At 38.3% G+C, this 23,996-nt stretch carries 19 protein-coding genes and 1 pseudogene; 3 read left to right on the top strand and 17 right to left on the bottom strand.

Annotated elements, in window-relative coordinates:
• Window position 1: 1 nt before the first annotated feature.
• From JOC48_RS08575 to JOC48_RS08565, 3 genes are read right to left on the bottom strand one after another with little or no spacing between them, the layout of a single operon-like run.
• Window positions 2-1,378: an ABC transporter substrate-binding protein gene (locus JOC48_RS08575; protein ID WP_204498765.1), complete on the bottom strand. Its 1,377-nt coding sequence runs from the start codon at window positions 1,376-1,378 to the stop codon at window positions 2-4.
• A 34-nt stretch (window positions 1,379-1,412) separates the two neighbouring features.
• A complete protein-coding gene (locus JOC48_RS08570; RefSeq protein ID WP_204498764.1) occupies window positions 1,413-2,246 on the bottom strand; it encodes a carbohydrate ABC transporter permease in 834 nt (277 codons plus the stop codon).
• Window position 2,247: 1 nt separating this feature from the next.
• Window positions 2,248-3,195: a carbohydrate ABC transporter permease gene (locus tag JOC48_RS08565; RefSeq protein ID WP_204498763.1), complete on the bottom strand. Its 948-nt coding sequence runs from the start codon at window positions 3,193-3,195 to the stop codon at window positions 2,248-2,250.
• A gap of 309 nt (window positions 3,196-3,504) precedes the next feature.
• Here JOC48_RS08565 and JOC48_RS08560 point away from each other — a divergent pair, with 309 nt between their 5' ends.
• Window positions 3,505-4,173, top strand: coding sequence for a YesL family protein (locus JOC48_RS08560; protein WP_204498762.1), 669 nt, complete (start codon window positions 3,505-3,507; stop codon window positions 4,171-4,173).
• A gap of 208 nt (window positions 4,174-4,381) precedes the next feature.
• Here JOC48_RS08560 and JOC48_RS08555 read toward each other — a convergent pair whose 3' ends face one another.
• From JOC48_RS08555 to JOC48_RS08530, 6 genes are all read right to left on the bottom strand, one after another.
• Window positions 4,382-4,999 carry a thymidine kinase gene (locus JOC48_RS08555; RefSeq protein ID WP_204498759.1) on the bottom strand — a complete coding sequence of 206 codons (618 nt, stop codon included), beginning with the start codon at window positions 4,997-4,999 and terminating at the stop codon, window positions 4,382-4,384.
• Between the two features lie 189 nt (window positions 5,000-5,188).
• A complete protein-coding gene (locus JOC48_RS08550; protein ID WP_204498757.1) occupies window positions 5,189-5,434 on the bottom strand; it encodes a type B 50S ribosomal protein L31 in 246 nt (81 codons plus the stop codon).
• Window positions 5,435-5,621: 187 nt separating this feature from the next.
• Window positions 5,622-6,914, bottom strand: coding sequence for a transcription termination factor Rho (rho, locus tag JOC48_RS08545; RefSeq protein WP_204498755.1), 1,293 nt, complete (start codon window positions 6,912-6,914; stop codon window positions 5,622-5,624).
• 699 nt (window positions 6,915-7,613) lie between these two features.
• A complete protein-coding gene (locus JOC48_RS08540; protein ID WP_204498753.1) occupies window positions 7,614-8,900 on the bottom strand; it encodes a UDP-N-acetylglucosamine 1-carboxyvinyltransferase in 1,287 nt (428 codons plus the stop codon).
• A 429-nt stretch (window positions 8,901-9,329) separates the two neighbouring features.
• Window positions 9,330-10,187 carry a class II fructose-bisphosphate aldolase gene (locus JOC48_RS08535; protein WP_204498751.1) on the bottom strand — a complete coding sequence of 286 codons (858 nt, stop codon included), beginning with the start codon at window positions 10,185-10,187 and terminating at the stop codon, window positions 9,330-9,332.
• Between the two features lie 307 nt (window positions 10,188-10,494).
• Window positions 10,495-10,857 carry a response regulator gene (locus JOC48_RS08530; RefSeq protein ID WP_204498750.1) on the bottom strand — a complete coding sequence of 121 codons (363 nt, stop codon included), beginning with the start codon at window positions 10,855-10,857 and terminating at the stop codon, window positions 10,495-10,497.
• A gap of 495 nt (window positions 10,858-11,352) precedes the next feature.
• Here JOC48_RS08530 and JOC48_RS21760 point away from each other — a divergent pair.
• Window positions 11,353-11,606, top strand: a pseudogene (locus JOC48_RS21760) (IS5/IS1182 family transposase); the annotation flags it as partial.
• Window positions 11,607-12,011: 405 nt separating this feature from the next.
• Here JOC48_RS21760 and JOC48_RS08525 read toward each other — a convergent pair.
• The 4 genes from JOC48_RS08525 to JOC48_RS08510 form a co-directional block, all read right to left on the bottom strand.
• Window positions 12,012-13,622 (bottom strand): CTP synthase, encoded by a 1,611-nt coding sequence (locus JOC48_RS08525; RefSeq protein WP_204498749.1) that lies wholly within the window; start codon window positions 13,620-13,622, stop codon window positions 12,012-12,014.
• Window positions 13,623-14,007: 385 nt separating this feature from the next.
• The gene (gene rpoE, locus JOC48_RS08520; RefSeq protein ID WP_204498748.1) at window positions 14,008-14,598 is read right to left on the bottom strand and encodes a DNA-directed RNA polymerase subunit delta; all 591 of its coding nucleotides are present in this window, start codon (window positions 14,596-14,598) and stop codon (window positions 14,008-14,010) included.
• A gap of 302 nt (window positions 14,599-14,900) precedes the next feature.
• Window positions 14,901-15,488: a P-loop nucleotide/nucleoside kinase family protein gene (locus JOC48_RS08515; RefSeq protein ID WP_204498747.1), complete on the bottom strand. Its 588-nt coding sequence runs from the start codon at window positions 15,486-15,488 to the stop codon at window positions 14,901-14,903.
• A gap of 208 nt (window positions 15,489-15,696) precedes the next feature.
• Window positions 15,697-17,832 (bottom strand): (Fe-S)-binding protein, encoded by a 2,136-nt coding sequence (locus tag JOC48_RS08510; protein ID WP_204498746.1) that lies wholly within the window; start codon window positions 17,830-17,832, stop codon window positions 15,697-15,699.
• 159 nt (window positions 17,833-17,991) lie between these two features.
• Here JOC48_RS08510 and cls point away from each other — a divergent pair, with 159 nt between their 5' ends.
• Window positions 17,992-19,200 carry a cardiolipin synthase gene (gene cls / locus JOC48_RS08505; protein ID WP_204498745.1) on the top strand — a complete coding sequence of 403 codons (1,209 nt, stop codon included), beginning with the start codon at window positions 17,992-17,994 and terminating at the stop codon, window positions 19,198-19,200.
• Window positions 19,201-19,258: 58 nt separating this feature from the next.
• On the opposite strand, the gene argS is transcribed toward cls, so the two are convergent.
• The 4 genes from argS to speB form a co-directional block, all read right to left on the bottom strand.
• A complete protein-coding gene (gene argS, locus JOC48_RS08500; RefSeq protein ID WP_204498743.1) occupies window positions 19,259-20,929 on the bottom strand; it encodes an arginine--tRNA ligase in 1,671 nt (556 codons plus the stop codon).
• Window positions 20,926-21,363 (bottom strand): YwiB family protein, encoded by a 438-nt coding sequence (locus JOC48_RS08495; protein ID WP_204498742.1) that lies wholly within the window; start codon window positions 21,361-21,363, stop codon window positions 20,926-20,928. The genes argS and JOC48_RS08495 overlap by 4 nt, the downstream gene beginning before the upstream one ends.
• 191 nt (window positions 21,364-21,554) lie before the next feature.
• A complete protein-coding gene (locus tag JOC48_RS08490) occupies window positions 21,555-22,751 on the bottom strand; it encodes an AimR family lysis-lysogeny pheromone receptor (RefSeq protein ID WP_204498741.1) in 1,197 nt (398 codons plus the stop codon).
• A gap of 256 nt (window positions 22,752-23,007) precedes the next feature.
• The gene (gene speB, locus JOC48_RS08485; protein WP_204498740.1) at window positions 23,008-23,880 is read right to left on the bottom strand and encodes an agmatinase; all 873 of its coding nucleotides are present in this window, start codon (window positions 23,878-23,880) and stop codon (window positions 23,008-23,010) included.
• Between the last annotated feature and the right edge of the window lie 116 nt (window positions 23,881-23,996).

The following is a 23,996-nucleotide window of genomic DNA, read 5'->3' as shown; positions in this document are numbered from 1 at the left end:
CCTAATTCACATTAGCATCTATCACTTCTTGTACCGCTTGATGAGCATTGTCGATGGTAGTATCTAAATCCTGTTCATTTAGCAAGAATTTATCTACTTCACTTAAATAAGCATCCTCAACTTCACCAATGAATGGTACGGGTACATTAACATCTGCTGCTTGTGTAGTCTCAATTGTATTGGCTAATGATTCCGTATTAATCATTTCTAAGTTGTGGTTACCTGCTAAGAGATTATCAACAACAGTTGTTAAGTCTTCCCCTTTATAACTTGGAAGGAATTTACCTTGTTCAATGATACCCTGCGTTGTGTACCATCTAATAAACTCATAGGCTTCTTCCTTATGCTTTGAACCTGAGTAAACAGTCAAGATGTCACTACTTGCAGGACTTGTAACTGGGTCACCTTCTTTTGCTTTTGGATATGGAGCAAATGCTGTTTTAAAGCTGGAAGGATCACCTTCTCGTCCCCCACCCTCATGAATCATCCAGCTTCCTGTCATAATCATAGCTGCTTTTTCGTTAAAATATTGATCATAATAGTGCAGGTTCATTGAGATAGTATCGCCATAAGGTGTAGCACTTCCCTCTTCCTGGCCTCTTTGACGAATCTCTAATGTTTTTCTAATTAATGGATTATCAATATTAGATGTTACTCCATCGTCTTTTACTAAATTACTGTTTTCAGATTGATTGTTTAAAGTAAGCTTTGCATAATCCCCCCATGAATGGAAGTAAGTACCATAACGTTTATTCGCGCCTTCACCTTCTGTTAATTGAGCTGCATAATCCATGTATTCATCCCAAGTCCAATCTGTTGGGATTTCTAGGCCAGCTTCATTTAAAGCGTTTTCATTCAGCATTACAAAATACATATTATACTTACCTGGCAAACCATAATAAGTTCCTTCTATATTTGTATCTACTTGATACTCTTGACCGAATTCAACACCTTCTTCTTCAAGGTAGCTGTTTAATGGTTCAAACATACCCTGATTAACACGTTGTGAGTATGGTGCTGCACCACTCAACATAATTACATCTAATTGGTCTCCAGATGCTGCAGCTAGATCAATTTGTTTCATTGTTTCTTCTGAATCGTTATTTTCCGGTGTAACAGATTCTACCTTGATATTTGGATGTTCTGCTTCAAATGTTTCGATAATGTCTAACCAATTGTCTCTTTCCTCATTATACCAGTGATGTAATCTGATAGTTACAGTTTCTTCTCCTTCATTATTCGTTGTTTCATTAGAAGCAGTTTCATCTGAGTTAGAAGAATTTTCGTTTGCATTCGCCCCCTTATCAGAACCACTAGAACAACCAACTAATAAGATACTAAACAAAACCCCTAGTAATACCACTTTGATTTTCTCCATTTTGACCCTCCTAATTATTGAAAAATTCTTTTATTTATCCTTTAACTCCACCTAGTGCTATACCTTCAAGTACATATCTTTGACCGATAATGAAGATAATTAGCAGTGGAAGGATTGCCGAAACTGCACCAGCCATAATTAAACTATAAAGTTCTCCACTTTCATTTGAGAACTTATCAATCCCAACTTGAATCGTATACAAATGATCTGATCTTATGAAGATTAATGGACCTTGATAATCATTCCATGTCCAAATAAATCTAAGAATAAAATACGTTGAAATGGCTGGTAAGACTAATGGAACTGCAATTTGCGAAAAAATGCGCAAATGCCCCGCACCATCAATTTTTGCAGATGCAATATAATCATCATGGATACCCATGAAAAACTGCCTTAACATAAACGTACCAAGTACACTAAAACTATTTAATAGAATTAACCCTACATGTGTATCAAATAAATTCAAATACTTAAATAGCAAGAACTGTGGAACTAGAATAGCTTGTGCTGGAATCATAAAAGTTGCCAAAACTAGTATAAAAATTAAGTCACGACTTTTAAAATGAATTTTTGAAAAACCGTAAGCAGACATTGTTGACACTGTCGCTGATATTAAAGTTGTAATTACTGTGACTTTAATAGAATTCCAATAATACAAAGGAAATCCATCTGACCATGCAGTTTTATAATTACTCCATTTTAATTCCTCAGGAATCCATTGAATCGGATAGGCAAAGACCTCTGACTCAGGCTTTAATGATGCTGAGATCATCCATATAAAAGGCAGGATAAAGGCCACACCTACAGCCAACATAAGAATAGTAGTTAATAGTTTTCTTATATTAAGTTTCAAGTCTACTCCTCCCATCTTAGTAATTAACCCATTTCTTCTGACCAAACCATTGTATTAACGTAATAGCTAGTAATAAAATTAACAAGAGAATCGATATAGCTGAAGCATATCCAGAACGTAAATTTTCAAATGCTTGTTCATATAGGTAGTAAACAATAACGGATGTAGAATAACCTGGACCACCGTCCGTTAAAACAACAATTAGTTCAAATGCTTTAAAGCTGCCAATTACTCCTGTAATTAATAAGAAGAAATTAGTTGGAGCGAGCATCGGTACAGTAATGTGGATAAATTTATCCCATGCGGTTGCACCATCTATTTCAGCTGCTTCATATAATTCAATCGAAATATTTTGTAATGCAGCTAAATATATAATTAAACTAAACCCTATTGAAGTCCAAACTGAGATAATTATTACAGATACTAGTGCCCAATTAGAATCTGCTAACCATCTAGGAGGATTTTCTATACCCAACATCATTAAAAATTCATTGATTGGCCCATATGATGGATGAAATAGTAATTGGAATACAATGGCCACCGCTACGATACTTGAAATGTATGGCATAAAGTAAACCACTTTAAAAAATGATTTAAAATAAACATTTTTATTGATTATGATAGCTAGAAACAAAGCTAAAATCATTGTTATCGGCACTGATGCAATTAACCAAATATTGTTTACAATGGATTGGATAAATCTTTCATCTTTGAGTAATTTCTCATAATTTTCTAATCCGATAAAATTCATATTGCCTAGCCCTTGAATAAACGTCCAATCTGTAAAGCTAATAAAAAAGGTAGCAAAAATCGGCAAAATAACTAAAATGGACGTCCCAATAAGTTGTGGAGCAATGAAAAAGATACCTGCCCATTTTTCTTTTTTCGCTATATTCATAGAATACTTTTTTTCTTTAACTGAAGAGCGTTGTATCTGAGCAACTTCAATATTCGATTTACTCATCTTATAACTCCTTTCATATGCAAGCGCTTTCTGTTATGTCTTTCACTATACACCAGTAATTAATCAAGTACATAACACTTTCTTGTCACTTGATATTATTATCCTTACATTTTGCAAACAGGCTAAAATTCTTTATTGAATCAATATGAAGCCCACTATCTCAGCTTTTTCTCTTTTGATTAACATATAAGAATGGTAATATTTCTAACATGCATACCAATATCTTTACTAACCAAGCATTAGACATTTTCAAACGCTTACATTTAAGTTATGATACTAATTAATGACAGGCATAAATGGGGGATCAGAATGAATTTAGGAGGAATTTCAGGGGTTTTATACAATTTTTGTGTATGGTTTACTCGGTTCGCAGTTTTAAATATTCTTTGGTTTATTTTTACCGTTCTAGGTTTAGTAATTGCTGGTTTTTTTCCAGCAACTGTCGCACTTCTCGCAACAACAAGACAATTTATTAACAAAAATGATCCACCTATCTTTAAAACTTTTTGGCACTACTATAAAAAGGAATTCATTACTAGTAATAAGCTAGGTCTAATACTAATTCTAGCTGGTATATTGTGTTATACACATTTTGCTATATCTAGTTCATTGGTAGATGAAATTGCAAAGCCGTTTATCTATACATCCTATATTTTAAATAGCGCCTTACTATTGATATCTTGTCATACATTAGCATCCTTCGTTGAATACGATCAATCGACAAAACAGCACATTAAAAACGGATTACTAATATTTATTTATAGTCCCTTTTCTAATTTAGTCATCATTTTCGGGATATTAACGGTTTATTTCATCTCCAATATGATATCTGGTATTAGCTTCTTTTTCAGTGCTATATTAATAGCACTGGCTATATTATCTAGTAGTCATTTTTCGTATAAGCGTTTGGAGAAAAAGAAAGAAAAACATTTACAGAAATACACAACATCCGTTAAACAAATGAATACAATTGAGTAATTGTTAAAACGGAAAGGTAAATTGGACCGATTGATCTTTTGAAGGATTCTTAACATGAAAATTTAATGCTATATTTTTTCTCTATCCCCATCATGATTGGAGAACTCGATTGCTTCGATATGTAAATCCACCTGAGCTCGATATTAGACCAGCTGTTTCCGGTCTAATAAACAAAAGCAAAGCACCTCTCAAGTGCTTTGCTTTAAAATTACGCGTTAGATGAACTATTCACTTTCCATTTCAGTTCTGGTTTGTTTGGAACATCATGATGGTGTCGACATCTTGGCTCATACGATTCTGATGCGCCAACTAAAATAATCGGGTCATCATAGGAGGCAGGCTGATCATTGATTAATCGTTGCGTTCTACTAGCTGGTGATCCACAAACCGGGCAAATCGCATTTAATTTCGTGACAGACTCACTTAATGCCATTAAATATGGCATTGGTCCAAATGGCTCGCCACGGAAATCTGTATCGAGTCCTGCTACAATGACACGATGACCATGATTGGCAAGTTCATCAACGATCTCTACAATTTTTTCGTCAAAAAATTGCACTTCATCAATACCCACTACATCAACATCTTTATCCACGTATTTAATAATATCTTCCGCACAGTCAACCGGTCTTGCTAAAACAGAGGTTCCATTATGTGAAACAACCGCATCCTCCGCATATCTGCTGTCCATTGCTGGCTTAAAAACTCGAACAGCTAAATTTCCATATGTAGCACGACGAACACGTCTAATTAATTCCTCTGATTTTCCTGAAAACATGCTGCCACAAATTAATTCTACCCATCCACTATGCTTCATTACATACACGGTCGGGACTCTCCCTTCGTTCTATATCCTATCACGGTCTTCTTAGCTAAAATTTTCTTCCTTAAGATGTAAAAAAAACAGGCAAAAGGATAGACAATTTGCCTGTTTTTATTGGTATTAACCAACTTTATTTATCTGGCTTTCACAGTCTAGCTGCGCGTGGGCAAGCCCAATACGCTTTCGATCGTTTTAGCCAAGATTGTATTTTTTCTTGAATCGGTCTACACGGCCACCAGCTTTATCAGCTTTTTGCTTACCTGTGTAGAAAGGATGTGAAGCTGAGCTAATTTCCACGCGGATTAATGGGTATGTGTTGCCATCTTCCCATTCAATCGTTTCGTCAGAAGACTTTGTAGATCCGCTTAGGAATTTGTAGTCAGAGCTTGTATCAAGAAATACTACTTTTTTGTATTCCGGATGAATTCCTTCCTTCATGTCTTTCCACTCCTTTTGCCCTGAGTCCTTTGGAAACAGAGTTATTTAGCTGCATTGTGTGTTCACTTGCCATTTGTACAAGCTACACATCGGTCATCGATTAAAACTCATACAGAAAGATTATAACAATGTCAAAATTCAATTGCAAGAGCTGGTTTTTTTATTTCAATCTAACTCAAAGACTCTATCACGTCTGCGTTCTACGCGCCGTGCCTTTTCTCCTCATTTCTTCCTCCATATGTTGGAAGAATTCTTCATTGTTTTTCGAAGCTCTTAATCGTTTTAAGAAACGTTCCAAAAAGTCTGGAGAGTCCTGCATCGTTTTACGAATCGCCCACATTTTATCCAAATGTGCTTTCGGAAGCAATAACTCTTCTTTTCTTGTGCTGGAACGTAAAATATCGATGGCAGGGAAAATGCGTCGTTGCGCAAGGTTTCGATCTAAGTGCAGCTCCATATTACCGGTACCTTTAAATTCCTCATAAATCACTTCATCCATACGTGAACCAGTTTCCACTAAAGCTGTTGCTAGAATGGTAAAGCTTCCACCCTCTTCAATGTTTCTTGCTGCACCGAAAAACCTTTTCGGGCGGTGAAAGGCAGCCGGATCGATACCACCAGATAACGTTCTTCCGCTTGGTGGAATAACGAGGTTGTATGCACGAGCAAGTCGGGTAATACTATCCATTAATACAACGACATCTTTTTTATGCTCAACAAGACGCATCGCACGTTCTAGCACTAGTTCCGAGACTTTAATATGATTTTCCGGCACCTCGTCAAATGTGGAGCTGACTACATCGACATCCGGATGTACAGAGCGCTCAATATCTGTTACTTCCTCTGGACGCTCGTCCACTAGTAAGATAATAAGCTTCGTGTCTGGATGGTTAATCGATATACTATTTGCGATTTGCTTTAATAGCATTGTTTTCCCTGCTTTTGGAGGTGCTACAATTAGACCACGCTGACCGTAACCAACCGGTGTCAGCATATCAATAATTCGTGTAGATAAACGTTTTGGTTCTGTTTCTAAATGCATTAAGCGATCTGGATAAAGTGGTGTTAATGCAGGAAAGTGTACACGCTCTTTGGCAATTTCAGGGTCTTCTCCATTTACTGCATCGACATGCAACAGACCATAATAGCGTTCATTTTCTTTTGGAGGTCTTACTTTTCCAGAAACCTTATCCCCATTTCTTAAATCAAAACGACGGATTTGTGATGCAGAAATATAAATGTCCTCTGCACTTGGCGAGTAATTAATCGGTCGTAAAAAACCAAATCCTTCAGAAGGGATAATTTCCAAAATTCCATCCATGAATAAGAAACCATCTTTTTCCGCTTGCGCCTTTAAAATAGCAAATATAAGTTCTCTTTTTGTAAGCTTTGCATAATAGGAAACTTTAAAACTCCTTGCTTTTGCATAGAGATCCTTTAATGTCATTGATTCTAATTGAGAAATTGTTATCTCAGCCATTACTTTCACCACACCTGAATAATATTTTTAGTGCCAAGCCTTTTTGGACATTGGCGATTTCCTAGTTACTCTACTACTTGGATAATAAAATGTTTACTGTATTAAATGAACCTGTTAAAAAAGCTATCAAACGATAGATGACACAATTAAAACAGCCAATAGATTCACTAGTTTTAACTGATTTCATCTTGGCTTTTCCAATCCATTACCTGTCCAACAGGAAAGAATCATACGTACACGAAATAAGGGAATGTAAAACATTTTGGGATCATGCATTTTCTTGAAAATGAAGTTTTGGAATAGCTCCTATCAAAGACCGTTGTAATTGGGTTGAATGAAGAAAAAATGGTGGAGCAGTTCTCCTATGTTCAGTAAATCTCTCCAAGAAGAATGTAGAAGGAAAACATTGAGCTAGAATAGAAGTTTAATTCTCATAGACCAAATTCGCTGAGCACCTTTTAAGAATATCAAGTCTCTTCTATCGTACCTTTTTCAAACTTAATATTCAACACTATTTTACACTTAAAATTACTTTTTTAAGCGTAAATTTAAGGAAATAGGCAAAAATATGTTAAAAATCATAATGATATCTCTAAACTACTAGAAAATGATAGCCCTTTCATAGCCTTTTCAAAAAAATCAGTAAAATGGAAGAAAAAGGAAGCCGCGTCATTCCCCATGTTGGCTCCCTTGTCTATTTTAAGAATTTTGGAATTGTTCAATTTCTTCCTCTGTCATCTCTTCTCGCCAAATATTAGCACCAAGGTTTGTTAACTTTTCGGTTAATTGTTCGTAGCCTCGATCGATATGCTCTAGACCTGTAATTTCAGTCACACCATCAGCCATTAATCCAGCTACAATCAGGGCAGCACCTGCACGTAAGTCACTTGCTTTCACTTTTGCCCCTTCCAATTGAACAGGACCGGATACGATCGCAGAGCCACCTTCAACCTTAATTTGCGCGTTCATTCTTCGTAATTCATCGATATGCTTAAACCGGGCTTGATAAATCGTATCGGAGACAACACCTGTTCCAGTCGCCTTCGTTAGCAAGGATGTGAATGGTTGCTGAAGATCGGTAGGAAACCCAGGATAAACAAGTGTTTTGATATCTACACTTTTTAGTTCTTTTCCTGGTTGGACGAGCAATTGCTCATCTCCCTCTTCAATCACTACACCCATTTCACGAAGCTTGGCCAGTAATGATTCCAAGTGCTGTGGAATGACATTGTCAATCAGTACTTTTTCTCCTTGAGCAGCAGCTAAAATCGTATAAGTGCCTGCTTCAATTCGATCAGGAATGATGGTATGCATACAACCAGTTAACGAATCTACCCCTTCTATTCGGATAACATCGGTACCTGCACCCTTTATTTTGGCTCCCATACTCGTTAACAATGTTGCCACATCAATAATTTCTGGCTCTTTCGCTGCATTTTCAATGATTGTTTTTCCTTTTGCCCTCACAGCAGCCAGCATAATATTAATCGTCGCACCTACACTAACGACATCCAAATAAATCCTAGCACCTCTTAATTCATCCGCTCGAAGATAAATAGCACCTTGTTCATTCGTAACCTTCGCTCCAAGTGCTTCAAACCCTTTAATGTGCTGGTCGATTGGACGAGGACCTAGATGGCAACCACCAGGTAAACCAATCACCGCTTTTTTAAATCGGCCAAGCATTGCACCCATGAAATAATAGGAAGCACGGAGCTTTTTCACTCTGCCATTCGGCAAAGGCATGCTCACCATATTAGATGGGTCAATATGAACGGTGCGTCCTTGCATGGACACACTACCACCGATTTCTTCTAACAACTGCGCCAAAATGTCTACATCTGAAATTTGAGGCAACCCCTCAATAATTACCTTTGATTCGGCTAAAATAGCAGCGGGTAGTAACGCAACTGCGCTATTTTTTGCTCCGCTGACCCTCACTTTCCCTTTAAGGGGATTGCCGCCTTCTACGAGTATTTTTTGCATATGGAACTCCTCACTTTAAAGGTTGTTCAAAAGCATGTTTTGTCCATTACTTCACCCAAATATATTTAGGACAACCTTAGTTTGTACAATTTTTCCAAAACAATACAAATTTTCTTGTTTAAAATTTCAATTTACATCTATTCGTACCAAGTAACCTTATTCATAAAAACTATGTAAAGATTCACATTGTTTTTATTATAACGTTTTTTAACGAAGGAGCCAATCAAAATCAAGGGATTTATCTGTCCTTTTGCCTTTCAGAAAAAATTGGCAAACTGCACGCTGGTCTTTTCCCACGTATATCTCACCGAACACAACAAAACAAAAAGAAAACTGCTTATCAAGCGTTGCTCAAATCTATTTTGAGCAGCCACTCTCTAAAGCAGTTTTCTTTCTTAAACCACATAAAATTGTATTCTATAAATTCACTTACGCTTGTCCTGATGAACCAAATTCACGCATTTTACCAACAACTGTAGCTTTGATTGCGTCACGACCTGGTCCTAAGTATTTACGTGGATCATATTGCTCTGGCTGTTCAGCTAATACTTCACGTACTGCCTTTGTTTGAGCAATTTGATTCTCTGTATTTACATTAATTTTAGACGTTCCATAAGAAATAGCACGCTTGATGTCATGTGTTGGAATTCCAGTACCACCGTGTAATACTAATGGAACACTAGCAGCAGAACCGATTTCTTCCATTTCCTTAAATCCTAGGTTTGGTTCACCTTTATAAGGTCCGTGAACAGAACCTAATGCAGGTGCAAGGCAGTCAATTCCAGTGCGTTCTACTAGCTCTTGACATTCTTTTGGATCAGCATAGATAACACCGTCTGCTACAACATCATCTTCTTGTCCACCTACTGTTCCTAATTCAGCTTCAACAGAAACACCGTGGATGTGAGCTAGCTCTACAACTTTAGAAGTGATAGCTACGTTTTCTTCAAAAGGACCGTGAGAAGCATCAATCATGACAGATGTGAACCCTGCATGAATCGCTTTTGCACAAGCTTCAAAGCTTGAACCGTGATCCAAGTGAATCGCAACTGGCACAGTTGTACCATACTCTTCCATTAAAGATTTAACCATTGCAACAACCACTTTAAATCCACCCATATATCTACCAGCACCTTCAGAAACTCCAAGAATTACTGGTGATTTTTCCTCTTCAGCGGCTTGTAGAATAGCTTGGGCATATTCTAAGTTATTTAAATTAAATTGCCCTACTCCATAGCTCTTCTCTTTTGCTAGTTCTAGCATTTCTTTCATTGATACTAGTGGCATCTTATTTCCTCCTTTGAACTATTCGGGTAGCCAATAGACGACACGAACCATTTTTTGCACAATAATAGCATACCAAGTCCTTTGTAATGGTGCAACAGAACTTTGTCGATGGAAAACGCTTACTTTGTGTTTTTTTACTAGGATTTATCCTATTTATTTGCTACTGTTCCTGAAACATACTATCTTTCTCAAAAAATTATGTATTAGCGGGATTTTTACTTATTCATCACTGTCACTGCATGGGATTCTACCAATATTTTACACTTCATTATTACAACACCGGGCAGCCTACCTCACGTGAAAAGATCTACTCTTCCAGTAGTTGATTAATTTGTTTACGTGCGTCTTCTATGTTAAATGGTTTAGCAAACACCTCTTTAACTAATTGGCAGCCTTCCGTCTTTTTTGCCGCTTCGTCAGCTAAACCACTCATTAAAATGGTTGGAATAATTTTACCTTGCTCTTCCAGGTGTTTCAACAATGCATGACCGTCCATGATTGGTAGCTTATAATCAACAAGCAATAAATCCGGATTAGAATCCTCTAATAAATCAAGTGCCTCTTTTGCATTTTCTGCGCTGATTACTTGATGCCCTTCATTTTTAATGATTTCTTCTAATAATAGACGAATCCCAAGTTGATCATCAACGATCATGACTGTTTTATTCATAATTTTTTCAACCCTTCCGTAAACAAAATATGCCGACATGTTTGTTTTTTATAATAAAATCCATTTCCTTTTCATTATGAAACTTTTTCCCTATTGCCTCTAGTATAAAACTATTTTTTAACTTTTGTAACAAAATTTTGTAAAAACATGATAATTTAAATGCTTCTTTGCCAAAATTTTTCTTTCCTAACACGCAAAAAAGAGGATGGTTTTGGCATCCCCAGGCTGTCGAGAAAGTATTTCGACAGCCTTATTTTTCGATTGGAAAAACTATGTGTTCCTAAAGTTGTCCCAGTTGAAATACACTTCGCTTTCCGCGGGCAATCCGCGAGCCTCCTCGAACTCCACTATCGTTCCGTTCTGCGGGGTCTCACCTGGCTTGCTTTTCCCGCAGGAGTCTCCGTGTATTTCAACTGGGACAGCGGTTTGATACAATATTGGTACATTTGATTTAGGCGGTGATTTAATGTTCCAAACTCAAAAAGATAGGCAAAACGACGTACTCGATTCAAGGACATTGATATATTTCAGGAAGTTTTCGTTGAAATTGCACTTCAAGCTATGAGCCACCGCATAGTGGGTAGACGTGTATTATATACAGACTCCACCCATTTAAAAGCAAATGCAAATAAGAAAAACTGACAAAACAAGAGATAAATGTGGAAACAGCAGACTATATAGAAGAATTGAATAAAGCAGTGAAAAAGTACAGAACAGAATATGGAAAAAAAGCTTCTAAAATCAAAGAAGGTTAACAAAACGGAAATAAAAGTTTTTGCAGATTCAAAAGAATTGCATGGACTCTTGTTTTGTCGCTTGCGCGGATTACAAAACGTTAGTGAACAAGCGTTACTGACGGCATCGTGTCAGAACATGAAGAAGATTGCCCTCCACCTATCTCGGGGAAGTTAGGTGGAGGAGAATCTTTTTCGTTAAAGAGCAAGCTGAGGGGGCGAAAACCACGAGACTCCTGCGGAAAAACGAGCGAGCCAAGACCCCGCAGCGCGGGTTTTCGCGAGGAGGCTTGGGCGTTCGTCCGCGGAAAGCGAGTGGTTTTCGCCCCCGTGGGGCTAATATAAAAAAAGCTTGTAGAAAAACAAGGGGTTTCTCTACAAGCTGAGGATGGTTTTGGCATCCCCTTTTTTTCCTACTTTTTATTTATTGCTATGGTTGTCAACAGACGCACCAATGAACCCGTAAAACAGGCGTTGTGGTCTATTTGGACGCGATTTGAACTCTGGGTGGAACTGACAAGCCACAAACCACGGATGGTCTGATAATTCAATTGTTTCAATTAGTCTTCCATCTGGACTTGTCCCGGAGAAAATAAACCCGTTCTCTTCCATTTGATCTCTAAATTGATTATTAAATTCAAAACGATGTCGATGTCGTTCGTAAATGACATCTTCATTTCTGTACGCTTCTTTTGTTTTTGTACCCTCTTTTAGACGGCATGGGTAAACACCAAGGCGTAATGTACCTCCTAAATCTGATACATCTTTTTGCTCTGGTAATAAATCAATAATTGGATATGGGGTATCTGGATCAATCTCTGCAGAATGAGCTCCACTTAAGCCGACTACATTACGAGCAAATTCTACGGTTGCAAGCTGCATTCCTAAGCAAATTCCTAAAAATGGAATTTTTCTTTCTCTTGCGTAACGAATCGCTTCTATTTTTCCTTCAATGCCTCGATCACCAAACCCGCCCGGAACAAGAATACCATCTACTCCTGCTAAGGAAGATTCTACATTTTCTTCATTTACCTCTTCTGCATTAATCCAACGAATATCAACGTCCGTATCGAAGGTGAAACCGGCATGCTTCATGGCTTCCACTACAGATAAATAGGCATCAGGAAGCTCCACATACTTTCCAACTAAACCAATCGTAATTACTTTAGATAAATTGTTCACTCTCTCTGTGAGTTGAATCCATTCCTCCATATCGGCAGTTTCACAATCTAACTTAAAGTGATTACACGTGATTTGATCTAAATTTTGCTCTTGCAAGGAAAGAGGGATATGGTAAAGTGTATCCGCATCTCTTGCTTCAATGACAGCATTTTTATTGATGTCACAGAATAAGGCAATTTTTTCTTTCATCTCTGCACTAATTTCCATCTCTGTTCTTAGAATAATCACATCTGGTTGAATACCAAGCGAACGCAGCTCTTTGACACTGTGCTGTGTCGGCTTTGTTTTCATTTCTCCAGCTGCTTTGATATATGGCACAAGTGTACAGTGAATGTACATCACATTATCGCGTCCAATATCGCTTTTAATTTGACGGATTGCTTCAAGGAAAGGTAATGATTCGATGTCACCAACCGTACCGCCAATTTCTGTAATTACAATGTCTGCATTGGTTTGTTTACCAGCTTGAAATACTTTGTCTTTGATTTCATTCGTAATATGAGGGATAACTTGGACAGTACCGCCAAGATAGTCACCACGACGCTCTTTTCTAATGACTGTGGAATAGATTTTCCCTGTTGTAATGTTGCTATATTTGTTCAGATTAATGTCAATAAAGCGTTCGTAATGTCCTAAATCAAGATCTGTTTCAGCGCCATCTTCTGTTACGAATACTTCCCCGTGCTGATAGGGGCTCATTGTGCCTGGGTCGACATTAATGTATGGGTCAAACTTTTGGATGGTCACTTTCAACCCTCTATTTTTTAATAAACGTCCTAATGATGCAGCTGTAATACCCTTACCAATGGAGGATACAACCCCACCAGTTACAAAAATATATTTTGTCACGATTCATCCCTCTTTCTATGTTAATCAATATGGTGTCGTTATTTTCGAATACCGTCCTATGAATTTTCATCCCTTTATTATACAGAATGTCCACTTATTTTTTCATCATTCCTACTCAAATAATGACAACGAATAGACATATCCGACTAATCATATAAAGGAAACTTGGCTAGCGCCAAGCCTTTAGGCGCAGGCGATCGCCAAGTTGCGCTTATACTTAGTTCCTAAAAATTTTACTACGTCGATTAGCTTCAGCGCTAAAATTTTATACTTTCCTAACGTATAAAAAGCGCTCCCCTACTGTAGGGGAACGCTTTTAATAGCAAATAATTGATAGAGCCCAAATAGAATTTTACTTATTTGTTTATATAAAGTCAAGACTGTTTTAATTTTCTTCTTCCTCGTCATCTTCATCGGAAAAGTCAAGCTCATCATCTTCGTTGTCATCGTCTACGTCATCACCGATATCATCGTAATTATCATCATAATCATCGGAATCGTCGTCTGCATCATCTTCTTCTAAATCTGTATCGTCCACGTCAAAATCATCGAAATCATCGTCTAATTCATCATCTGAATCATCGATATCTAAATCAATTGCCTCTTCATCCAAATCCTCATCATCTTCTTCATATACAATCTCTTTTTTCTTACGTTTCGCTGCAGCTTTCTTCTTTTTCTTCTTTTTCTTCGGAACTGCAGTAATTTCCTCTTCAATCTGCTCGGCAGGATACCAACGCTTTAAACCCCAAAGATTTGAACCGATTGTCAAAAATCGTCCATCAATATTTAAATCTGTGTAGAACTGAACGATATAATCGTCCTTTTGCTTCTGTGTATATCCTTTCATCTCTGCAATCAGATCAAAAACTTCTCTAAAATCTGTTGCTTTATTTTTTTCTATTAGTATTAAGTTAGCCAGTTCAATCATGGACATCTCATCGATTTCTTCGCGGCTATAATTTTTCACGCTCACGACCCAGCACTCCTTTTATGTATATTATTTACTTGAAAAAGCTTCTATACTAAGACATTATCATGCACATATATCTGATTTTATACTTACCTTTGAGAAATTGGTTGTTCAAGCGTAAAGCCTGTTATGTAAAGCCTACAATACATTATATTGGTATAGAAATCAAAATGCAATATTCTTCTATTTTAGAAGCAAGCAGGTCCAGGTACGAAGCTTCTTTGGACCGGACCGCTTATCATTTAGTGACTTTTTGAACATCCTCTCAAAAGTGAAAATAGATAGGGATATCCCTATCTATTCCATTACTGATTAATAAATGCGATGAGCTTGTCTACTTTTTCAGTGGTTAAGTCACCAGAGTTATCAAAATTAAGGATGTTTGACTCCGGAATCTCCCAGTTGATGGTCGGAACAAAATCGACTCTCGTTTCATAAGAATCCCAATTATTTAGCTTCCATGCGTCACGAACTGTTCCTCTCTCTTCAATACGCTCTCGCTGGGTGTCTATATCATCCAACGTTACCACAACCACTTTCACGTCAACTTCTTCCTCTGATTTACCGCTTGCTTGGATAACTTCTTTTATCCATTCTTTGCTTTTCAGCTCTGCAGTAAACGGAGAAATCATAAAGACATCCTGCCCAACAGAAAGATTTTCAATACAAATGTCCTTTGCAGTATCATATTCCAGGTCTCGTAAATTCTTTTTGTAAAAATCTGAATCACGATCATTTTTGTCCATATCATTCATTTCTAAAATACTTTCAACGAAGCGGCCGCCAACCGTATCACGATCAATAAACACACATGGTCGTTGTACCGCTATTTCTCTAGCTACAGTTGTTTTTCCTGTACCTGCCACTCCAACGAAAAATACTAATTTTTGCAAAAGAAACACCTCGGCTTTATTTATGTACTTGCTCCCATCACATGGAAGCGTTAATCATTCTGAATCCTATGTTATCCTATTCTAGACAGAAACGCATCCATTTAACTTACTATTTTCAGATTTTAGCCATGTGTAGGTATGTTTCTTTCATAAAAAAGGGGTCTGACCCCTAACTACGAGGGGGTCTGACCCCTATGAGACAGCTTTCTCATGCTGATTGCTCCTGTTTCTTACCGAACACGGATAACGCTAATATTTCTGCGATATCCATTGTACCGATATCCTCATCTACCTCTTTTGCTTTCGTACCATCACTAAGCATCGTTAAACAAAACGGACAGGCACTCGATATCATGGTTGGTTTGACTTGGATTGCCTGCTCCGTTCTTGCAACATTCATTCGATCACCTGTTTTTTCTTCCATCCACATTAAGCCGCCGCCAGCACCACAGCACAGCCCGTTTTCTCTATTTCGTTCCATCTCTACCAAATCGATACCAGGAATCCGTTTTAAAATTTCTCTAGGAGGATCATATACCCCGTTATACCTTCCTAGATAACAAGAATCATGGTAGGTCAATGTTTGATAAATGGGATGATTGGCTTTTAAACGTCCACTCTGAACCCAGTCATATAACAGCTGTGTATGATGATATACCTCTGCTTCAAAACCGAAATCTGGATATTCATTTTTAAAAATATTAAATGCATGTGGATCAATCGTCACAATTTTTTTAACATCATGCTTTTGAAATTCCTTGATGTTTTTCTCTGCCAGCTCTTGAAATAAAAATTCATTCCCAATTCGGCGAGCCGTATCACCAGAGTTTCCTTCTTTATTTCCTAATATGGCGAAGGAAATTCCAGCCTCATTCATCAGCTTTGCAAAGGCCAATGCAATCTTTTGGCTTCGGTTATCAAACGATCCCATCGAGCTAACCCAGAACAAATATTCAAACGATTTGTCTTCTTTTTTCAACTCTTTGACCGTAGGAATGGAAATGGTAGCATCTAACTCGCGCCAATTTTCCTTTTCCCTTTTGGACAGCCCCCATGGATTCCCTTGCCTTTCTATGTTCATCATGGCTCGTTGTGCATCTGGGTCCATCTTCCCTTCTGTTAAAACTAGGTATCTGCGAAGATCAATAATTTTATCCACGTGCTCATTCATGACTGGACATTGGTCCTCACAATTCCGACACGTCGTACACGCCCAAAGCTCTTCTTCGGTGATGACGTCCCCAATTAAACTAGAGCTGTATCCAGCGTCCGTTCCGGCATCCGCCTCATTCTCTGCATTACGGTTCACTCGCGCCTGTTCCGCTAATTGATTTCCCTTTGTTTCGGAAAAAACATAAGCAGGTACCCATGGCGATTTTCCAGTAACGGCTGCACCGGTTAACGTTAAGTGGTCTCGCAACTTAACGATCAAATCCATCGGCGACAGCAGTTTCCCTGTTGCCGTGGCAGGACAAACGTTTGTACAACGTCCACATTCCACACAGGCATAAAAATCAATCATCTGCAGCTGCTTAAATTCTTCAATTTTTCCTACACCGAACGATATTTCTTCTTCCTCATCGGCTTCGATCTCAAAATCAATTTTTTCAAGCTTGCCAGGCGGGTTTTGTCTAGTTAAAAATACATTGACCGGAGCAGCAATCAAGTGGGCATGCTTCGATTGCGGGACATAAACTAAGAAGGCTAGTAGTGCAATTAAATGAACCCACCAAGCAATAAAAAATAACACAGCTGCCACTAAAGGTGGAACAAATGAGAAAACGCTTGCAATTATCGATGCAACTGGTTCTGTCCATATCGTTCCTTCTCCATGCCAGATGCGCGCCATTCCATTTCCAAAAAGCACAGAAACCATTAACGTTGCGATGAATAGTAAGACGATTCCTGCCTTAAATCCCCTCTTTAAACGAGAAAGCTTTTCGATATACCGGCGGTAAAACGCCCATACCACCGCAACGAGAATCATCAATGTGACAAGCTCTTGAAAAAAGGTAAAGCCGCCATACAAAAAACCAAACGGAAGGTGAGCACCTGGGATTAATCCTTTATAAATAAAATCAATCGCCCCGAATTGTACTAAAAGAAAACCATAAAACATCATGACATGAATCATGCCTGACTTTTTATCCTTTAACAGTTTCTTTTGACCAAATACATGCACAAGTATATTTTTCACCGACTGTTTTATTTCCCCATCGAATGCTGATTTTTTTCCCAACTTGATATAAGCAATCCGGGTTTTGACAACACGAACAAACAAGTAAACACCATAAACAGTAACTGCAAAAAACAGTAACCAATTGAGAAATAATAATCCGTCCATCCTCTTCCCCCCTGGATTTTTCAATTTTTAGATGGCTCTATATAATGTATACTTTTATTTGTGAATGAATATTCAATCAATCTTTTTCCTAACAAGATTCATGTTTTTTTATATTAGGGGGAAACCTATTGGTACCAATCAGTTGAAAGGGGAATTTAATTGGTACTTCTATTATCTCTAGTCCTTTTATTCATTGTTCTGCTCATTGTTGATTTTTCATTAGGAAGCAAAAAGTATCAATCAAATGCTCCAGCCTTTCACTTTAAGCCAACATCGGGAGAATATGATTTGTACACGATAGGAGATACTTTTTTTGAGGCATTTTTTGATTCACTGAAGCGTGCAACCAGTCATATTGATGTGATGTTTTTTATTGTTCGAAACGATGATATATCTAAGCAAATGTATCGGATTTTAAAGGAAAAAGCCGAATCCGGAGTTACGGTTCGATTCTTAGTGGATCGGCTCGGAAGCAATTCGTTAAAAAAAGAGATAATCAAGGATCTGGAAGCAAGCGGTGTGCAATTTTCCTATAGTCACTGCCCATCCTTTCCTTATTTCTTTTATAAATTAAATCGCCGAAACCATCGGAAGATTACCGTCATTGATGATGAGGTTGGCTATGTTGGCGGGTTCAACGTCGGGAAGGAATACTTAGGAAAAGATCCAAAGCTAGGACCTTGGCGAGATTATCACCTTAAAATAACCGGTAAAGCTGTCGCACAGCTCGCTGCTGTTTTTCAATATGATTGGAAGGAAACGACAAAAAATCAGGACAAACCTCCTAAAGTGAAGGAAAATATAGGCCAAGATTCTACGAGTGAAGGGGAGGAATCGATTCAATTTGTCGTTACAGAAAGCGGCCAATTAGAAGATAGACTAGTCGAATGGATGGAGTACGCCCAAGATGAGATATACATTGGTACACCATATTTTATCCCAAGTAATCGAATGTTTCAGGCTATACTCGATGCTTTAGATCGGGGGATTCATATTCGATTAATTGTACCAAAAAAAGCAGATCATCCATTAGTTAAACCAGCAGCTTTTCCGTTTTTAAAAAAACTGCACCAGTTAGGCGGAGATATTCGTTTATTTGACGAAGGGTTTTACCATCCTAAGGTAATTATGATTGATGATCAATTTTGTGATATCGGCACAGCAAACTTCGATATGCGAAGTGTATTTTTGAATAAAGAAATCAACACATTAATCCTTGGTGATCAAGCATTTATCCAAAACTTACGCACACTGTATTTGCAGGACTTTAGCAAAGGCGAACCCTTCACCATCCGCTGGGTACAAAAACAACCACTCCACACCAAACTATCCGGAATCATCGCCCAACTCATCAAACCACTATTGTAATATTATGGAAAAAGGGGTCTGACCCCCAAATGGGGGTCAGACCCCTTTTCACTTCCTATTACATGCTTTCTGGTGCATGAACACCAATTAAACGAAGTCCGTTAGCGATTGTTATTTTTGTTGCTTTCATCAGTGCTAATCTTGCTTTCGTCCGTTCTGGATTTTCTAAATCTAATACCTTTTCCGCATTATAAAAGCTGTGCAACCTCGATGCTAAATCAAATACATACTGCGTGATCCAGTGTGGTGTCCGGTTCGTTGCTGCATCGGCAACAACTTGTGTAAACTCGCCTAGCACCTTTAAGAGCTCTTCTTCTTTTTCTGCCGTTAATAAAGAAGCATCAAAATCACCGTTTAAATCAACGCCTTTTTCCTCTGCCTGTTTAAGCATTGTAGAAATTCGAGCATGCGCATACTGCACATAATAAACTGGGTTCTCATTCGATTTAGATCGAGCCAAGTCCATATCAAAATCAAGATGAGAATCACTCGAACGCATCACAAAGAAATATCGCATGGCATCGATGCCGACCTCTTCCATCAACTCTCTCAACGTAACTGCTTTTCCGGTACGTTTACTCATTTTTACCTTTTCCCCATTTTGGAACAGGTTCACCATTTGAATGATTTCAACCTCTAACGTATCTGCAGTATAACCTAGTGCTTGAATGGCAGCACGCATCCGCGGGATATATCCGTGATGATCTGCGCCCCAAATATTAATCAAGGTACCAAATCCACGGTCAAGCTTATTTTTATGATAAGCAATGTCTGGGGTTAAGTACGTATAGCTCTCATCCTGTTTAATTAGCACACGATCCTTGTCGTCTCCAAAGTCCGTAGAGCGGAACCAAGTTGCACCATCCTGCTCATAAATGTAACCTGTTTTACGTAGCATATCGATGGCTGGCTCAATTTTGTTCTCTTTATAGAGTGATGTTTCCGAGAACCAATGATCAAAGGAAACACGAAACTGCTCTAAATCCTTTTCTATTTTTTTCAATTCGTACTTTAGACCATAGTCACGGAAAAAAGCTAAGCGGTCTTGTTCCGATTCCTGCACCCATTTTTCCCCGTGCTCATCCGCTAATTTTTTTCCAAGTTCAATTATATCCGATCCGTGGTAACCATCTTCCGGCATTTCCCAATCTTTCCCGAGGGCCTGCATGTACCGAGCTTCAACGGATGTAGCTAAATTGTTAATTTGATTTCCAGCATCATTAATATAGTATTCTCGTTCCACATCAAATCCAGCCTTCGCTAGGATGTTACAAAGCGCATCCCCAACAGACGCACCACGTGCATGCCCTAAATGAAGATCCCCAGTCGGATTAGCTGATACAAACTCAACTTGGATTTTATGCCCTTTTCCAATGTTGGAAGCTCCATATGCCTCTCCCTCTGATAAAATCGTTGGGATAAGCTCTGTTAAGTATTGATTATCCATAAAAAAGTTAATAAAGCCTGGTCCAGCAATTTCTACTTTTGTTATCGATGCTTTTGTCTGATCCAATTGTGCGACAATGTCATCTGCAATCATTCGCGGTGCTTTTTTAGCAACTCGAGCTAGCTGCATCGCAATATTGGTTGCATAATCCCCGTGTGCTTTGTCCTTTGGCTGTTCTAAAATGATAGGTGGTAGCTCTACTTCACTTGCCAGCTCTGCTTTTAATACCGCTTGCTTAATTTCTTCCTTCAGCGTGTCTTGAATTTGCTGCATAATATTCATGAAAAAACCTCCCTAAACGTTATCGTTAAACGATGCCTACGGTTTCCCTCACCATTTAATTTTGTTGTATAACTGATAAACAGTTTTCCTTGTTTGCCATTTTCGGGTTGCTGATAGGTAATTTGGTCTGTGTGCGTCTCCATATGAAGCGAGCCAAATTCATGGCGATAAACGTTTTCCGTTATTTGTTTTTTACGAAAAATTTGATACATATCGACTGCACCCGAACGCTTTACACTTACTTTTTCTGGTTGAATGGTAATGAACGCATGGATGTCATCCGATTCTTCCTGATGTTCAACAAACTGCAGGACAGAGGTTTGACCTTTTTGATAAAACTTCCCCTCTTCTTCCACTACTGTCGTTGCTTTTTGTCCGAGCTCTCTTATTTCCGTCGTCAATTTTATGTTAACTGAAGTCTGATTTACTGTCATTATTCCACCCCTTATCAATGGGATACGAAATTAAGTATAAGAATGAATCGGAAAAAACTCAAGTTATTGTATGCAGATAACGCCAGCTTTTTAGCTGCATACTTAAATCTTAGAGACGGGCGGTGACTGTCGATTCACCCAACACCCTTTTCATCCACGAAACAGGAAGCGCTTCCCGACATGGGAAGCGCCTAATTTTTGACTCTCACTTTCCTTAGCTCTTTAAGTGGAAGCATTGCAAAGAAATAATCACTCTGCTCCTTCATAAACCGCTGATAGGATTCCTCCAATAAAGATTGATCCTCACGTGCTTTCCCAAGGTAATATTGCTGAAATGGAGTTAATGTTTTTAACTCACTTAACAGTTGAATACACGTTTTCTTATCCCCTTTAGCTAATGCAAGGTGGGCCTTTTCTGCTTGGTCAGCAGAAGATACTCCATCCGTTACTCCATTGTAGGCTGATATAAACGGAAGGGTGTAATTTTTAATCCCTTCGATTGCTGGCTTAAAATCGATGTTTCGGGCAATTTTCAACGCTTCATTGACGTGGTATATCGCTGACTCATAGCTATCGTATAAAAATCCAAGTGCCATCATGTTATGAATATCTATTTTTTTTCGAAGACTTTTTGTCGTATTTAATATTCGATAGCCGAATTTGCGAGCGATAATCATTTCATTTCTTTTCCAATGATAAATGACCTGTACTTCATCAAAGCGTATCGAAAATAATTCTTTCATCATTGGATCCTTCAGCTCATGAAGTGTCAATAAAATTCGATCTGCATATTTTCCTAGTTTACTGTACTGCTTTCGTTCAAAATAAGCGTAAACATAGAGAAAATCTCTTAGGCACTCTGATTCCTTATCCTGAATGTCGAGTGCTTCCAATCTTTCTAAATAGTTATCTGTTCTAGTATAGTCATAAGGTTTTGCTTTTTCCTGTCTACGATCACGAATTATTTGATACAGCCGTGCCCATCGTTGGTTAACTGGATTTTCGATTTGTAAATTTCTTTCTATTTGTTGATCCAACTCCGTTAAGAAGCCGTATGAATATAGAAATTCTAATGACGTTCGCAAGTTTTCCTCAGACGTTGTCGATAAACAAAAATCTTTTATTTGATGGATTGCTTGTTGCGTGTTAGTTGTTGTTGCATTGATGATTTGAAAGACTTGATAAAGTGGTAGCTCTTTTCCATCGATAGAAAAATTATCTAGATTGTCATGCGGCATCGTGCCCTGTTGCTTGTCCATTTTAATCACGACCATTCTCTTTTTTTTACCGACTGGTAATTCTATTTGTTCCACGAATTTGAAATAAACAAACATAAACTCAGAATATAATTGTAACATAGAAAGCAGAATGGTGGATAATCTTTCCATAGGGGGTCAGACCCCTCAACTATGATAGTCTAGCTTTGCTGGTTTGTCGGATCCTCATTCCGTTATATCATACATAATCCTTGATTTGGGCATAGTTTTGGATCCTCGTTCCGTTATTTGCCTTTTTCAGCCTCAAAAACTACTGATATTGTGCTATTAGCGGAACCAGGATCCTCTTCATCCTATTTTGAACTGCTTTTCATCCTTTTAACGGAAAGAGGAACCGCTTTGCTGATTTGCGCCCGAAATACCCTTATTATTTGATCCAGCCTAATAGCATTTCACGAATAAATTTACTAGCGGCAATCACTGTTTGTTCGGTTGGATCATAAATCGGGGCTACTTCTACTAAATCTGCTCCGATAACGTTTATGTCCGATTGCGCAATGAGCTGGATCGCTTCCAGTAACTCCTTGGATGTGATACCGCCCGCTTCAGCAGTACCCGTACCAGGAGCAAATGCTGGGTCTAACACATCAATATCAATCGTTACATAGACGTTTCTGCCGGCTAGCTTTGGTAAAACTTCACGCAGCGGACGAACAACTTCATATTTGGACATATGCATGCCGCTGTCTTTTGCATATTGAAATTCTTCACGCATGCCAGAACGAATACCAAAGGAATACACATTTTCTGGTCCTATTAATCCACAGGCTTTACGTATCGGTGTCGAATGAGACAACGGCTCCCCTTCGTATTCTTCACGGAGATCTGCATGTGCATCAATATGAATAATTGCCATATCGTTATACTTTTCGTACATTGCTTGAAAAATTGGCCAGGAAACTAAATGTTCCCCACCTAACCCTAATGGAAATTTTCCTTGATTTAATAAACCCTGAACATAATCTTGAATCATATCCAAACTGCGCTGCGGATTTCCGAATGGAAGCGGAATGTCACCCGCATCAAAATAACTCACTTCCTCCAGATGCTTATCCATATATGGACTATATTCCTCTAATCCTAACGAAGCTTCTCGGATCCGATTCGGCCCAAACCTCGAACCCGGTCGAAAACTTACCGTCCAATCCATCGGCATCCCATAAATCACAACCTTTGCTTCCTCCTGGCTAGGCCGAGACATAATAAAAACTTTCCCTGAATACGCTTCATCAAAACGCATGGGAAAAACCCCCTCCTTTTGGGTGCCTAGTGTAGTAAATAGGTTCAAATAAAGAAAAATAACCACCATTTTCAGTGTAAAATGGAAGTACCTATCACAGAACTTCCAAATAACCC

It is taken from the genome of Aquibacillus albus (assembly GCF_016908325.1).
In the GTDB taxonomy this organism is placed as follows: domain Bacteria; phylum Bacillota; class Bacilli; order Bacillales; family Amphibacillaceae; genus Aquibacillus_A; species Aquibacillus_A albus.
Note: the sequence above shows the minus strand (reverse complement) of the source record. Positions and strands in the feature narration are given on the sequence as shown.